At 68.9% G+C, this 14,555-nt stretch carries 14 protein-coding genes; 7 read left to right on the top strand and 7 right to left on the bottom strand.

Features of this window, described 5'->3' with window-relative positions:
• Nucleotides 1-109: 109 nt before the first annotated feature.
• Entirely contained in the window at nucleotides 110-796 is a 687-nt protein-coding gene (locus tag AC1Z3O_RS16815; RefSeq protein ID WP_483516833.1) for a glutathione S-transferase family protein, read from the top strand.
• Between the two features lie 21 nt (nucleotides 797-817).
• Nucleotides 818-2,053: a multifunctional CCA addition/repair protein gene (locus AC1Z3O_RS16810; protein ID WP_483516832.1), complete on the top strand. Its 1,236-nt coding sequence runs from the start codon at nucleotides 818-820 to the stop codon at nucleotides 2,051-2,053.
• Nucleotides 2,054-2,098: 45 nt separating this feature from the next.
• Here AC1Z3O_RS16810 and AC1Z3O_RS16805 read toward each other — a convergent pair whose 3' ends face one another.
• Nucleotides 2,099-2,293 (bottom strand): DUF2905 domain-containing protein, encoded by a 195-nt coding sequence (locus AC1Z3O_RS16805; protein ID WP_483516831.1) that lies wholly within the window; start codon nucleotides 2,291-2,293, stop codon nucleotides 2,099-2,101.
• Nucleotides 2,294-2,342: 49 nt separating this feature from the next.
• Nucleotides 2,343-3,542 carry a class I SAM-dependent methyltransferase gene (locus AC1Z3O_RS16800; RefSeq protein ID WP_483516830.1) on the bottom strand — a complete coding sequence of 400 codons (1,200 nt, stop codon included), beginning with the start codon at nucleotides 3,540-3,542 and terminating at the stop codon, nucleotides 2,343-2,345.
• A 15-nt stretch (nucleotides 3,543-3,557) separates the two neighbouring features.
• On the opposite strand from AC1Z3O_RS16800, the gene AC1Z3O_RS16795 reads away from it, so the two are divergent.
• From AC1Z3O_RS16795 to ttcA, 3 genes are all read left to right on the top strand, one after another.
• The gene (locus tag AC1Z3O_RS16795; RefSeq protein WP_483516829.1) at nucleotides 3,558-4,394 is read left to right on the top strand and encodes an SDR family oxidoreductase; all 837 of its coding nucleotides are present in this window, start codon (nucleotides 3,558-3,560) and stop codon (nucleotides 4,392-4,394) included.
• A 101-nt stretch (nucleotides 4,395-4,495) separates the two neighbouring features.
• Nucleotides 4,496-4,903, top strand: coding sequence for a dihydroneopterin aldolase (locus tag AC1Z3O_RS16790; RefSeq protein ID WP_483516828.1), 408 nt, complete (start codon nucleotides 4,496-4,498; stop codon nucleotides 4,901-4,903).
• Nucleotides 4,904-5,040: 137 nt separating this feature from the next.
• Nucleotides 5,041-6,024: a tRNA 2-thiocytidine(32) synthetase TtcA gene (gene ttcA, locus AC1Z3O_RS16785; RefSeq protein WP_483516827.1), complete on the top strand. Its 984-nt coding sequence runs from the start codon at nucleotides 5,041-5,043 to the stop codon at nucleotides 6,022-6,024.
• A gap of 56 nt (nucleotides 6,025-6,080) precedes the next feature.
• On the opposite strand, the gene AC1Z3O_RS16780 is transcribed toward ttcA, so the two are convergent.
• Complete coding sequence (locus AC1Z3O_RS16780) at nucleotides 6,081-6,935, bottom strand: DUF6279 family lipoprotein (RefSeq protein ID WP_483516826.1); 855 nt, start codon at nucleotides 6,933-6,935, stop codon at nucleotides 6,081-6,083.
• A 263-nt stretch (nucleotides 6,936-7,198) separates the two neighbouring features.
• Here AC1Z3O_RS16780 and glmU point away from each other — a divergent pair, with 263 nt between their 5' ends.
• Together glmU and glmS are read left to right on the top strand one after the other, a co-directional pair.
• Nucleotides 7,199-8,563: a bifunctional UDP-N-acetylglucosamine diphosphorylase/glucosamine-1-phosphate N-acetyltransferase GlmU gene (glmU, locus tag AC1Z3O_RS16775; protein WP_483516825.1), complete on the top strand. Its 1,365-nt coding sequence runs from the start codon at nucleotides 7,199-7,201 to the stop codon at nucleotides 8,561-8,563.
• Nucleotides 8,564-8,650: 87 nt separating this feature from the next.
• On the top strand, nucleotides 8,651-10,489 hold the full coding sequence (glmS, locus tag AC1Z3O_RS16770; protein WP_483516824.1) for a glutamine--fructose-6-phosphate transaminase (isomerizing): 1,839 nt from the start codon (nucleotides 8,651-8,653) through the stop codon (nucleotides 10,487-10,489).
• Nucleotides 10,490-10,662: 173 nt separating this feature from the next.
• Here the strand turns inward: glmS and AC1Z3O_RS16765 are convergent, their stop codons facing one another.
• From AC1Z3O_RS16765 to AC1Z3O_RS16750, 4 genes are all read right to left on the bottom strand, one after another.
• Nucleotides 10,663-11,454, bottom strand: coding sequence for a heme ABC transporter ATP-binding protein (locus AC1Z3O_RS16765; protein ID WP_483516823.1), 792 nt, complete (start codon nucleotides 11,452-11,454; stop codon nucleotides 10,663-10,665).
• Between the two features lies 1 nt (nucleotide 11,455).
• Nucleotides 11,456-12,445: a FecCD family ABC transporter permease gene (locus AC1Z3O_RS16760; RefSeq protein ID WP_483517639.1), complete on the bottom strand. Its 990-nt coding sequence runs from the start codon at nucleotides 12,443-12,445 to the stop codon at nucleotides 11,456-11,458.
• Between the two features lie 108 nt (nucleotides 12,446-12,553).
• Complete coding sequence (locus AC1Z3O_RS16755; RefSeq protein ID WP_483516822.1) at nucleotides 12,554-13,411, bottom strand: heme/hemin ABC transporter substrate-binding protein; 858 nt, start codon at nucleotides 13,409-13,411, stop codon at nucleotides 12,554-12,556.
• Nucleotides 13,412-13,460: 49 nt separating this feature from the next.
• Entirely contained in the window at nucleotides 13,461-14,495 is a 1,035-nt protein-coding gene (locus AC1Z3O_RS16750) for a hemin-degrading factor (RefSeq protein WP_483516821.1), read from the bottom strand.
• Between the last annotated feature and the right edge of the window lie 60 nt (nucleotides 14,496-14,555).

Raw genomic sequence — 14,555 nt, 5'->3', positions numbered from 1 at the left:
GCGCATGTGACGCGCATTGGCAGCGTTGCGAATGCATTTCATTTGGCGCCGGCCACCGCGCTGGCTAAAATGTTCGGTCCACGCCTTCCCGCCTGCAAGGAAATCCGCGATGAAGCTCGTCATCGGCAACAAGAACTACTCGTCCTGGTCCCTGCGTCCCTGGCTGCTGATGCGCCAGGCCGGCATCGACTTCGAAGAGATCCACGTGTCGCTGTTCGCCCAGGGCTCGGCCGAGCAGATTGCGCGCTATTCGCCGGCCGGCAAGGTGCCGGTGCTGATCGATGGCGATGTGGCGGTGTGGGATTCGCTGGCCATCGCCGAATACCTTGCCGAGCGCCTGCCGGGCAAGCAGCTGTGGCCGGCCGATGTGGCCGAGCGCGCGCATGCGCGCGCGATCTGCGCCGAGATGCACGCTGGCTTCGCCAACCTGCGCAGCCAGCTGCCCATGAATGCGACGGCGATATTGCCCGGGCTGGGCTGGAATGCCGCCGTGCAGCGCGATGTGGACCGCGTCGCGCAGATCTGGACCGGCCTGCGCGAGCGGCATGGCGCCAAGGGGCCTTTCCTGTTCGGCGACTTCACCGTGGCCGACGCCTACTACGCGCCGGTGGTCAGCCGCTTCGCCACCTACGGCATCCACCTGCCCGAGCTGGCCAAGTCCTACGCGGATTTCATGCTCGCGCTGCCGGCCATGCAGGAATGGATCGCCGCCGCGCGCGAGGAACGCGAGTTCCTGGTTCCCGACGAGCCCTACCGGCTCGCGCCGGAGCGCGCCGACGCCATCATCATCCGCTGAGCGGCAGAGGACGGAGTCAAAATGCAGGTCTATGCCGTGGGCGGAGCCATTCGCGACAGCCTGCTGGGGCGCCCCAGCCAGGATCGCGACTACGTGGTGGTGGGCGCCACGCCGGCCGAGATGGAGGCGGCCGGCTACAAGCCGGTAGGCAAGGACTTCCCGGTCTTCCTGCATCCCGAAACGCGTGAGGAGTATGCGCTGGCGCGTACCGAGCGCAAGACCGCAGCCGGCTACAAGGGCTTCGCTTTCTACTGCGCGCCCGACGTGACGCTGGAAGACGATCTGGTACGGCGCGACCTGACCATCAACGCGATGGCGCGCGAAGTCGGCGCCGACGGCGCGCTGACCGGCCCGGTCATCGACCCCTTCGGCGGGCAGCGCGACCTGGCCGCCAGGCTGTTCCGCCACGTCTCCGATGCCTTCGTCGAGGACCCCGTGCGCATCCTGCGCGTGGGCCGCTTCGCCGCGCGCTTCCATGACTTTGGCGTGGCTGCCGAGACCGCCGCGCTGATGCGCACCATGGTCGAGGGCGGCGAGGTCGACGCGCTGGTGCCGGAGCGCGTGTGGCAGGAACTGGCGCGCGGATTGATGGAAGCGCGGCCCTCACGCATGTTCGAGGTGCTGCGCGCCTGCGGCGCGCTGGCGCGGCTGCTGCCCGAACTCGACCGGCTGTGGGGCGTGCCGCAGCGCGCCGACTACCACCCCGAGGTGGATACCGGCGTGCATGTGATGATGGTCATCGACACCGCGGCGGCGATGGACGCGCCGCTGCCGGTGCGCTTCGCTGCGCTCGCGCACGACCTCGGCAAGGGCGCGACGCCGGCCGCCGTGCTGCCGCGCCATGTCGGCCATGAGGGGCGCAGTGTCGAGCTGCTGACGGACGTCTGCCAGCGCCTGCGCGTGCCCAATGATTGCCGCGACCTGGCCCTGGTGGTGGCACGCGAGCACAGCAATATCCACCGCTCGCTTGAGCTGGGCGCCGCCGCTATGGTGCGGCTGCTGGAGCGCTGCGATGCGCTGCGCAAGCCGGAACGCTTCGTCCAGGCGCTGCAGGCCTGCGAGGCCGACGCGCGCGGACGCCTCGGTTTCGAGGCGCGCGCCTATCCGCAGGCCGCGCGCTTGCTGGCCGCGCGGGAGGCGGCCGCCGGTGTCGACGCCGGTGCGATTGCGCGCGCATGCGGCAACGATGTCGGGCAGATCCGCGAGCGCGTGCACGCGGCGCGCGTCGCTGCGGTGCAGGCTCAGCTGGGGGAGTAGCCAGGCGGGAGCCCGGGAGGGCAGCACGGGGGCGTGCCCCCGGCGCTACAGCAGCCGGCCGATCATCAGTGCCAGCAGCGACAGCAGGATGGTCGAGGCGAAGGGCAGCACGTAGTCACGGCCGAACAGGCGGAAGCGCACATCGCCGGGCAGCCGGCCGATGCCCAGCTTCTGCAGCCAGGGCAGCGCAGCTGACAGCACGACCACGCTCAGGAAGATGGTGAAGGTCCAGCGCAGCATGGTGTGTGCGTCTCCGTGCGTTCCCGTGCGTCTGCGTGCGGCGGGTGCGCTAGAGCGCGTGGCTGCGGTCGCCGCGGGCGAATCCGGCCAGCGGCTGCGCGGCGTCCAGGCCTTCCAGCCCGCGCGTCAGCGCAATCACCTTGAACAGCTCGCCCATCTCGGCCTCGGAGAGCAGTTTCTGCACGCCGTTGGCCGCGGGCAGGAAGCTGCGCACGTCGGACGGGTCCAGCGCCATCAGCAGGTCGGTGATGCCGGCGTTCATCAGGAAGCGCGCCTGCGAGGCGAAGCCCGCCACCTCCAGCCCGGCGTCGACGCCGGTGTGGGCGACGCCGCTGAAGTTCACGTGCGCCGTGATGTCCTGCAGGCCCGGGTAGAGGAAGGGATCGGGGTGCGCGTGATGGCGGTAGTGGCACATCAGCGTGCCTTCGGCGCGCTGCGGGTGGTAGTACTCGGCCGCGGGGAAGCCGTAGTCGACGAAAAAGGCGGCCCCGCGCGACAGCATGGCACCGATGGCGCGCACGAAACCCTCGGCCTCGGCATGGGTCTCGGTGACCACATCGTGCGTGCCGGGGACGGCCAGCAGTTCGGTGGGCGCATCGGCCTGCGCCAGCGCCCGGTCGGCAAAGGCGAAGCCCGGCACGTCGGGGTCCGCATGGCGCGCCACGCCGCGCTCGTGCCAGCGTCCGTCCTGGCGCGCGAACAGCCGCACCGGCATGGCGTCGAGCACCTCGTTGCCGACCACCACGCCTTCGAAGTGCGCCGGCAGGCGGTCGAGCCAGCTCACCAGTCCGGCCAGGTGGGGTGCGCGCTCGGCCAGCGTGGCCTGCTGGCGCGCCCGCAGTTCGCCCGACAGCTCGACGATGGCGTACCGGCGCGGCAATGCGCCCTCGGCCTCCAGCGCCAGCAGCAGGTCGGCTGCCAGCCGGCCCGTGCCGGCGCCGAACTCCATCACCTCGGGCAGGCCGCCTGCGAGCAGCGGAGCGAACTGGCGCGCAAGCGTGCGCGCGAAGAAGGGGCTCAGCTCGGGGGCGGTGATGAAGTCGCTGCCATCGCTCGCGTCGCGGCCGAACTTCGCGGCGCCGCCGCTGTAGTAGCCCAGGCCCGGCTCGTACAACGCTATCGACATATAGCGGTCGAAACCGAGCCAGCCGCCCGCGGCATCGATGGCATCGCCGATGCGCACGGACAGTGCGGCCGACGCAGCGAGCGCATCGTCCGGGGGAAGGGGTAAACTAAGACCTTTCTGCATATCGCGATTGTAGCAATGCCAGACGCATCTTCCTCTTCCGCCGCGCCCAATCCTGGCGATTCAGCCGGCGCTTCATCCAGCGGCTCTTCCGGCGCCGCGCGCGGCGTCGCGCTCGTTACGGGCGGTGCGCGCCGGCTCGGACGCGCGATCGCGCTGGAGCTGGCCGCGCGCGGCTGGGACGTGGCCGTGCACTGCCACCGCTCGCGCGAGGAAGCCGAGGAGGTGGCCGCCCTGGTCCGCGCCGCCGGCCGCCGCGCCGCCGTGCTGCAGGCCGACCTGGCCGACGAGGCCGCCACCACCGGCCTGATCGGCGCCTGCGCAGCCGCGCTGGACGTGCCGACCTGCCTGGTCAACAACGCCTCGCTGTTCCAGTATGACGTGGCAACGAGTTTTTCCTATGCCTCGCTCGACACCCATATGCGCACCAACGTGGCGGCGCCGCTGCTCTTGTCGCGTGAGTTGCACAAGGCACTCGGCAATAACAAGCGCGGCGTGGTGATCAATCTGCTGGACCAGAAGCTGAGCAATCTCAACCCGGACTTTCTCTCCTATACGCTGTCGAAGGCCGCGCTGCAGACGGCGACCATGCAGCTCGCCCAGGCGCTGGCTCCCACGCTGCGGGTGGTCGGCGTGGCGCCTGGCATCACGCTGGTCTCGGGCGAGCAGAGCGGCCAGGGCTTCAAGCGCGCCCACCGCATGACGCCGCTTGGCCAGTCGTCCACGACCGAGGACATCGCCCAGGCGGTGGCCTACCTGGCGGAGGCGCGCGCCGTGACCGGCACCACCCTGTACGTCGATGGCGGCCAGCACCTGATGCCGCTGGCCCGCGACGTGATGTTCCTGACCGAGTGAGCCCGCGGGCGGCCGGTGTGCCGCCCGTCCTTCCGCGCGTTTTCAGTGCGTTTCCCGCACATTTCCCGCACAACCCGCCCCCACTGTTTTCCATCTGTCCCATGACCATGCCCGCCGCCCTTTCCCATCCCAGCCTGCAGGACTGCCGCCGCCTGTTCCTGCGCAACTACGAAGTCCAGATCAATATCGGCGTGCATGAATTCGAGAAGAAGGGCGAGCAGCGCGTGCTGATCAATATCGATCTGTACGTGCCGCTGGCCCAGAGCACGCCGCAGGATGACAAGCTGCACGAGGTCGTCGACTACGACTTCATGCGCAGCACCGTGGCCGAGCGCATGGCGCAGGGCCATGTGCACCTGCAGGAGACCCTGTGCGACGACGTGGCGCGCGCCATGCTGAAGCACCCGAAGGTGCGCGCCGTGCGCGTCTCGACCGAGAAGCCCGATGTCTACCCCGATTGTGAATCCGTCGGCGTGGAGGTGTTCCACATCAAGAGCCAGGCCGCCTGAGCCCGCAGGCGTGCCGTACGTGCCAGGCGCGCCCGGCGCCGGCACGCTAAAATATCAGGTTCGGCGGCGTTTTTAGTCCGCCGGGTGCCGCTTCGGGCGCTTGTCGCGTCCCGGCCCTTGCCCAAGTCCCTACCGCCATGACCACCGCCACCCATTCGAAGAACTTCTACCGCCTGGAGACCTACCTGCAGTCCCAGACCGGCCGCGCCATCGGCGACTTCAAGATGATCGAGGATGGCGACACGGTGATGGTGTGCCTGTCGGGTGGCAAGGACTCCTACACCATGCTGTCGGTCCTGATGGCGCTGCAGAAGCGCGCGCCCATCAAGTTCAAGCTGATCGCGATGAACCTGGACCAGAAGCAGCCGGGCTTTCCCGAGCATGTGCTGCCCGAGTACCTGAAGTCGATCGGCGTCGAGTATGTGATCGTCGAGGCTGACACCTATTCGATCGTCAAGGAGAAGGTGCCCGAGGGCAAGACCACCTGCTCGCTGTGCTCGCGCCTGCGCCGCGGCGTGATCTACCGTACCGCCAAGGAACTGGGCGCCAACAAGATCGCGCTGGGCCACCACCGCGACGACATGGTCCAGACCTTCTTCCTGAACATGTTCTTCGGCGGCAAGCTGAAGGGCATGCCGCCCAAGCTGGCCACCGACGACGGCCAGCACATCGTCATCCGCCCGCTGGCCTACTGCCCGGAGAAGGACATCGCCGCCTATGCGCGCGCGATGGCGTTCCCGATCATTCCCTGCAATCTGTGCGGTTCGCAGGAGAACCTGCAGCGCAAGAAGGTCGGTGAGATGCTGCAGGAATGGGAGCGGCAGAATCCGGGCCGCATCGACAACATCTTCGCGGCGCTGCGCAACGTGGTGCCGTCCCACCTGGCCGACACGGAACTGTTCGACTTCAACGGCCTGGCCACCGGCCTGGCCAAGGTCGACGAGGCTTCGCTGTTCGGCGACAGCACCTTCGCCCAGCAGCCGCTCGTGTTCACCGGCAACGTCGAGGCCAATCGCATGGAGTTCGTGCGCTTCGAGCGGCCGGCCGCCGCCGCGCCTGCCACGCCTGCCACGCCGCCAGCCGAGTTGCCGGCTGCCGACGCCGATCGGATTCCGGGCTGAGCGAGAACCCGCCGCCCCGGGGTGGCGGCGGCCGCGCGTTATCTGCAGCAGGCCATTCAGTTGGCCGCCTGGCGCGGCGCCGCGCGCTTGCCTTCGCGCTGCAGTGCCTGCGCGTCGTCTATCCATCCCTGCAGGCGCTCGACCGCATGCCGTTTCTGCTCGGACGTGGTCAAGTTGGCAATGGTTGTCGCCAGCGCCAGGCCGGCTTCATTGTAGGCACGCTGGCGGCCCTCGCGGTCGGCCGTCGGGGCGGCCTGCCAGTGGTCGCCAAAGCGCCTGAGCCAGGCGATGGCCTGGTCGCGTGACGGGCGCTCCGCCTGCACGCGGCGCGCCAGTGCCAGCCATTCCTGCTGGCGCGCTACGCGTTCGGCATAGCGCGCCTCGGCGTCGGCCACCAGCGGTGCTGTGGCGGCGCGGATGGTGGCTTCCTGTTCATCCGAGAAGCGGCCGTAGATCAGCTTGGCGTACTGCATCACCTTGTCGAAGCGGGCGTCCTCGCGGTCCTCGGCATCGCCGTCGAGGTACTTCTTCCGATACTTGACGTTGCCATCGGCCAGCTTGGCCTGCATGCGTGCGATCTGCTTGGCGTCGAGCGTCCGCATCAGGTCGGCGACGTCGGGCAGGGCGCGTTCGTAGGCCTCGCGCGCCAAGCGCTGGCTATCCTGCTGCAGCCGCGCCAGGCCGGCCACGTCCATCGGCTGCTGCACCTGCGCCTTGGCCTCGCCCAGCAGCCCGACGATCTCCGGCAACTGCTCCTTGCGATGCCAGGCGAAGAAGCGCGCGATCGCCTCGCGCGTGGGGACTTCCTGCGCGTCGTTGACATCGACATAGTGGTCGATCCACCAGTAGGCCAGCCTGTCGCCTTGCTGGTAGCTCAGTTTCAGGGCGCTGCAGGCGGAAAGTGCAGACAACGCGAATATGGCGAAAATGAGTGCCAGTCCGCGTCGGGCGCGAATGTAAATTTCCGCAATGCAGCAGGAAGCATCCGAAAGCCCCGTGATAGAATCGCCGCGCACCTTTCGCGCAATGGCCGACTGCCCGCTAACCCAAGCCTGGCAAGGCTTTCGAGGTCCAGAGTCAACCCTGACCGGTCCCTTCGCGCGGGGGGTATTGCAATAGGCGCATTGAATAGAATTCCGGTTCAATTTGGACTGACTCACTTAGGAATCTCCTTGTGAATATCGTCATTCTCGCCGCCGGCAAAGGCAAGCGGATGCATTCCGACTTGCCCAAGGTGCTGCACCCGCTGGCCGGCCGGCCCCTGCTGGCACATGTGCTTGATACGGCTCGCGCACTGTCGCCTGCGCGTCTGGTGGTGGTGGTGGGCCATGGCGCGCAGCGCGTGCGCGAGGCGGTGGCGGCCGACGATGTCGCGTTCGCCGAACAGACCGAGCAGCTCGGCACCGGACACGCAGTGATGCAAGCCTTGCCGTTGCTCGACGCGGCGCAGCCCACCCTGGTGCTGTACGGCGACGTGCCGCTGACCACGCCGGCCACGCTGGCCGGGCTGGTCGAGGCGGCCGGTACGCAGCGCTTCGGCATCCTCACGGTGGAAATGTCCGATCCTACCGGATACGGGCGCATCGTGCGTGATGCGACGGGCAGCATCGTGCGCATCGTGGAGCAGAAGGATGCCACCGAGGCGGAGCGCGCCATCGGCGAGATCAACACCGGCATCATCATCTGCCCGACCGGCCACCTGCAGCGCTGGCTCGCCACGCTGGGCAACGACAATGCCCAGGGCGAGTACTACCTGACCGACACCGTCGCGCGCGCGGCGGACGATGGCGTGGAGATCGTGTCGGCGCAGCCGGCCGCGCTGTGGGAGACGCTCGGCGTCAACAGCAAGGTGCAGCTGGCCGAGCTCGAGCGCATCCACCAGCGCAACGTGGCGCAGGGTTTGCTGGAAGCCGGCGTAACGCTGCTGGACCCGGCGCGCATCGATGTGCGCGGTGAGCTGAGCTGCGGCCGTGACGTGGTCATCGACGTCGGCTGCGTCTTCGAGGGCCGCGTGCACCTGGGCGACGGCGTGCAGGTGGGCGCGCATTGCGTGATCCGGGACAGCGTGATCGACGCGGGCGCACGCTTGCAGCCCTTCTGCCATGTGGAGGGCGCGCATGTCGGCCCGGCCGGGCGCATCGGCCCCTATGCGCGGCTGCGTCCCGGTGCTGAGCTCGGCGAGGACGTGCACATCGGCAACTTCGTCGAAGTCAAGAACAGCCAGATCGCCGCGCACAGCAAGGCCAACCACCTGGCCTACGTGGGCGACGCCACAGTCGGCTCGCGCGTCAATATTGGCGCTGGCACCATCACCTGCAATTATGACGGTGTGAACAAGCACCGCACGGTGATCGAGGACGATGTCTTCATCGGCTCCGACACGCAGCTGGTGGCACCGGTCACGGTGCGCCGCGGCGCCACCATCGGTGCCGGCACCACGCTGACCAAGGAAGCCGCAGCGGACAAGCTGACGCTGTCGCGTGCCAAGCAGTTGACCATCGACGCCTGGCAGCGTCCGGTCAAGCAGGCGCGCAAGTAATGCATTCCGTCAGGCGCTGTGGTCGGTGCCTGACGGCATATCCAATATCGCGCGCAGCACCGTGGCGCGCCGCAGGGAGTATCTGACATGTGTGGCATCGTAGGCGCGATTTCCTCGCGCAACATCGTTCCGGTCCTGATCGAGGGCCTGCGCCGTCTGGAGTACCGCGGCTACGATTCCTGCGGCGTGGCCGTGGTGCGCGACGGCGCCCTCGAACGCGCCCGCACCGTGTCGCGCGTCGCAGAACTGGATGCCCAGACCCAGGCCTCGGGGCTGGCGGGCCACGTCGGTGTGGCGCACACGCGCTGGGCCACCCACGGCAAGCCGGACACCGTCAACGCCCACCCGCACTTCTCGGGCGAGACCATCGCGCTGGTGCATAACGGCATCATCGAGAACTACGAGCCGCTACGTGAAGAGCTGCGCGCGGTCGGCTACGGCTTCGAGTCGCAGACCGACACCGAAGTGGTGGCCCACCTGATCCACCAGGCCTACACCTACCCGAGCGGCGCCACGCGCGGCGACCTGTTCGCCTCGGTGCGCGCGGTCACCAAGCGGCTGCACGGCGCCTATGCCATCGCCGTCGTCGCCAAGGACCAGCCCGACCGCGTGGTCGGCGCACGCGCCGGCTCGCCGCTGGTGGTGGCGCTGGGCGAGCACGAGGCCTTCCTTGCCTCGGACGCGCTGGCCGTGGCCGGTACCGCCAACCGCGCGATCTACCTGGAAGAGGGCGACGTGGTGGAGCTCACGCGCGACAGCGTGAAGATTCACGACGTGCACGACCATGCCGTGGTGCGCGAGGCGCGCGAGGTGCAGGCGCACGCCGCCGCGGTCGAGCTCGGGCCCTATCGCCACTTCATGCAGAAGGAGATCTTCGAGCAGCCGCGCGCCCTGGGCGACACGCTGGATGGCATCGATGCCATCAGCCCTGACCTGTTCGGCGAGCGTGCCGCCGAGGTCTTCGCGGGCATCGACAGCGTGCTGATCCTCGCCTGCGGCACCAGCTACTACTCGGGCTGCACCGCCAAGTATTGGCTGGAATCGATCGCGCGGATCCCGACCCAGGTCGAGGTGGCCAGCGAGTACCGTTATCGCGAGACCGTGCCGAACCCGCGCGCGCTGGTGATCGTGATCTCCCAGTCCGGCGAGACCGCCGACACGCTGGCCGCGCTGCGCCACGCCAAGGCGCTCGGCCATGAACATACGCTGGCGGTCTGCAACGTCGCCACCAGCGCCATGGTGCGCGAGACCGAACTGCGCTTCCTGACCCGCGCCGGCACCGAGATCGGCGTGGCCTCGACCAAGGCCTTCACCACGCAGCTCGCCGCGCTCTACATGCTGACGCTGGCGCTGGCCAAGGTGCGCGGCCTGCTCGGCGAGCCGGCCGAGGCCGCTGCACTTGCCAACCTGCGCCACCTGCCGGTTGCGCTGCACGGCGTGCTGGCGCTGGAGCCGCAGATCATGGCCTGGGCGGAGGAGTTCGCCCGCCGCGAGAATGCGCTCTTCCTGGGCCGCGGCCTGCATTACCCGATCGCCCTCGAAGGCGCGCTCAAGCTCAAGGAAATCTCGTACATCCACGCCGAGGCCTATCCGGCCGGCGAGCTGAAGCACGGCCCGCTGGCACTGGTCACCGAGGCGATGCCGGTGGTCACGGTCGCGCCCAATGACGCGCTGCTGGAGAAGCTCAAGTCGAACATCCAGGAAGTGCGCGCGCGCGGCGGGCGCCTCTACGTGTTCGCCGACAGCGATACGCAGATCCAGTCCAGCGACGGCATCCAGGTGATCCGCATGCCCGAGCACTATGGCGCGCTGTCCCCGATCCTGCACGTGGTGCCGCTGCAACTGCTGGCTTACCACACCGCCTGCGCGCGCGGCACCGACGTCGACAAGCCGCGCAACCTGGCCAAGTCGGTGACGGTGGAGTAAGTCTGGGTCGCGGGGCCCGCTGGTGGTGGTCGACGACGAATCCGTTCAGTCGGTCCGCCAGCGGCCCGCTCACAGCGCCGAGCTGGATCACGGTGCCGAGAGTTGTTCCTACGCGGGGCGACACTTAGTCGGCGATCGGCACCTGCCAGCATATGTGGCCGCCGCGCAGGTCCTCAGGGAAGGCTGAACGATACGAGTGGCGCAGGCTGCCCGGATGCATCGAGCGTTACCTGCGCCGGCAACTGATAGACCGCTTCGAGCGTCTGGGGCGTCAGGACCTCGGCCGGCGCGCCATGGGCAACCGACGTGCCGCCGGCGAGCAGCAGAAGCCGGTCGCACCAGCGCGCGGCCAGGTTGACGTCATGCAGGACCACCAGCACCGCGAGGTTCTCCGAGCGGCTCAGGGACCGCACCGCTTGCAGCAGCAGCAACTGGTGCCTCGGGTCGAGGCTGGAGATCGGTTCGTCGAGGAAGAGCACACGGTATTCGCCAGGCGCTCGGCAGGCGAGTAGCTGCACCAGCGTGCGCGCGAATTGCACGCGCTGCTGCTCGCCGCCCGACAATCCAGGATAGCGGCGATCCGCCAGGGCTTCGACATCGGCAAGCCGCAGTGCCCGCACCGTCTGCGCTGCCTCGTCGGCGGCGTCGAGTTCGGGAAACGGATACGCGCCCATGGCCACCACCTCGCGCACCGAGAGATCGAAGCCGAGCTTGGGAGATTGGGGCAGGACGGCCCGGCGGCGCGCCAGCGCCTGTGTGGACCATTGGCGCAGCGGACGGCCAGCGAGCGTCACCTCGCCAAGGCTGGCATCCAACTCGCCGGCCAGCGCTGCCAGCAACGTCGTCTTGCCGGCGCCGTTGGCGCCCAGCACACCCAGCACCTCGCCGGCATGCAAGTCCAGATCAATTCCTTCTAGCACGCGGCGAGCGCCGCGGTGACAGGTCAGTCCACGTGCGGATAGCATGTCATGCCGCCTTTCGCGTCAACATCCACAAGAGGAAAGGCCCGCCGACCAGGCTGGTGACGATGCCGATGGGCAGCTCCGCGGGAATCACGGCGATGCGCGCCAGCCAATCGGCCAGCGTCAATGCGATGGCCCCGCCAGCCAGTGTGTTCGGCAACAGCCAGCGATGGTCGGCGCCGAGCGGGAGGCGGACCAGGTGCGGGACAACCAGGCCGACGAAGCCGATCGTGCCCGTTACTGCTACCAGCGGCCCGACCAGCAGCGCCGCCAGCACGATCAGGCGCCGGCGCAGCCGTTTCAGGTCGAAGCCGAGATGCTGGGCCTCCCGTTCGCCCAGCAGCAAGGCGTTCATGGCACGCCAGTCGCGCAGCAGCAGCGCACACAGCACGAGCGCCATCGGCACCAGCCAGGCGAGCAGGTGCCAGCTGGCGCCGGCCAGGCTCCCCATGTTCCAGAACGTCAGGTTGCGAAGCTGCACATCGTTGGCCTGATAGGTGAAGAACCCCACCACGCTCGCGCAGATGGCATTGATAGCAACGCCGGCCAGCAGCAGATTGGCTGCGCCGGGCCGCCGGGTGCCCACGCGATAGGCCAGCGCCGTGGCGGCGAGACTGCCAGCGAACGCGGCCGGCGCGATCCCGCCGAGTCCTTGCGCGCCGGCCACGATGGCGACCACGGCGCCCGCTGCGCCCCCCAGCGAGATGCCGATCAGCCCCGGCTCGGCCAGCGGATTGCGGAACAGGGCCTGCATCACGGCGCCAGCCAGCGCGAGCGCGCCGCCCGCGGTCATGGCCAGCGCGATGCGCGGCAGGCGCACCTCCAGCAACACGCTGCGCCACATCGCGGCGTCGCCTTCGGCTGCGGGCGTGAACAACAGGGGCAGGACCTGGCTGCGCGGAATGGCCAGCGCGCCGCTGGCGGCGGCACAGACGGCCACGGCGGCGAGCCCCACACACAAGGCGGCGAAGACCTGGACCGGCGAGGGGTGCAACTGGCGCAGCAGGCGCGGCAGGCGGGGGATGCAGAAGCGAAACGTAATCAAGCGCGGATCCGAGGGGCGGGGTAAGGGGAAGCCGATAAGGGGGGGCCGGAGTCCACGTCAGCGGCTGACGGCGGACTTGGCGGCCTTGGCGGACAGGCCGGATCCAAGCTGGCGCAAGGCTTCGGGCAGGCGGGGACCGAAGCCGAGCAGCAGCAGGTCATCCATGACGACCACGCGCCTGGCCTTGGCCGCGGGTGTCACGCTCAGGCCCGGCTGCGCGAGGAAGGCATCGAGGCCGCCGATGCCGCTGACGGACAGCGTGGTGGTGACGATGACGTCGGGACGGAGCGCCGCAGCGGCTTCGGCCGAGAATGGCTTGTAGCCGCTTTGCGCGGCCAGCACATTGGTGGCCCCCACCAGCCGGAGCATGGCGGCGGCGGCCGTGTCGTCCCCCGCGGCTTCGAGCTTGCCGGTGTGGCTGCTGACCAGCAGCACGCGCAGCGGCTTGGCGGCGGGCTTGATCTCGCGCAGCGCCGCGTGGATCTTGTCGACCAGTGCCGCGCCGCGAGAGTCCAGATCCAGCGCCGCGGCCACGCCGAGGATGCGCTGGTCCAGGGCTGCAAGCGTCGGCGCCGAAGGCACCACCACGACCTTGCTGCCGAGACGCTGCAATCGTTCGAGCGACTGCAGCGGCCCGCTCTGGTCAGAGGCGAGGACGAGGTCGGGCTTCAGGCTGGCCACCCCTTCGACGGAAAACGCGCGGTAGTAGCCGACCTTGGGCAGCTTGAGCGCGGCGGGCGGGTACAGGCTGGATGTATCGGCACCGACCAGCCGGTCCCCCGCATCGAGCGCGTAGACGATCTCGGTGATGGGGCCGCCGAGGCCGACGACGCGCGCCGGTGGCGCCGCGTGCGCGAGACCGGCGGCACACAGCACGCATAGCAGGCACAACAGCGCATGGCGAAGAGTCTTCATCAGGACTTCAAGGTGAGGAGGAAGGAATGTCGATCAATCAGTCAGCCAATCAGGCGGCCAGCGGCTGCGTGCACAGCGACTGCAGCAGTCCGCGCCAGGCCGGCAGTTCCGGCTTGCCCGGCTTGCGCGCGCCGAAGAACTGCACGATCAGTTCGCCGCCGGCGCAGTAGAGCTCCAGGGAGGTGACCCAGCCATCGCTGGTGGGTTTGTTGACCACCCAGCTCGAGGCCACCGCCTCGGTGTTCAGGTGCAGGTTGAACGTGTCATCCAGCACGTTGAACCAGGGGCCGGTGCGCAGCAGACGCTTGACCGGCCCGGTGTGGATCTGCACGATGCCCCGGTTGGCCACGAAGCACATGATCGGCAGGCCGGTAGCGGCCGCCTCGCCGAGCATGGTCTCCACCGCCTCGCCACCGACCTGCTGGGCCAGGTCCTCGCCCGCCGCGCGCAATGCGCCAAGGCGCGATACCTTGAACTTGCACAGCATCGCGAAGAAGTCGTGGGTATCGGTCAATGCCAGCCAATGGGCGCGCAGCGCGCCGGCGTCGGCGGGCGCGTCCGCCTCCTCGGTCGGGGCGAACCGCCCGGCGACGACCGGCGTGCCGGCACTGGCCGCGTACTTGGCCACATAGGCGTCCCATGCCGCCCCGTCGGTCTGCGCGGTGCGGTAGACCTTGTGCACCGCTTCGCCGCTCTTGTCGAAGAACTGGATGCTCTGGCGGCCGTTCTCCGTGACGGCGTAGAAGTACTTCCAGCCGCCGAAGAACATGCGCAGGTCGATGTCCGGCCCCAGCACGATGCCGACCGGACCTTCCGCCTGGATGTCCAGGTAGTGGCCGTGGCGCTCGTGCACGGCTGCGTCGTTGCGCGACAGTGCCATGACGGGGCCGAGCCCGCCCAGGTCGCGGAACAGCGCCTGGGCCGTGCCGGCCAGTTCCTGCGCGTCCACGCCGCAACCGGCAGCGACCAGCGCGGCCTCCGGCACCTCCAGGCGAAGCGCGCGCTCGCGGATGCGGAGCTTGGGCTCCTGGCTGAGCAATTGCTGATGGCGTTCCCGCAGGGCTTCCATGTTGTTGTCTTCCATTTCTGTGTATTCAAGGCCCGAGTCATCGCGCCGCGGCCGGCGGCCGCGGTGCGCGCCGGT

It is taken from the genome of Cupriavidus sp. 09_S30 (assembly GCF_056930435.1).
Note: the sequence above shows the minus strand (reverse complement) of the source record. Positions and strands in the feature narration are given on the sequence as shown.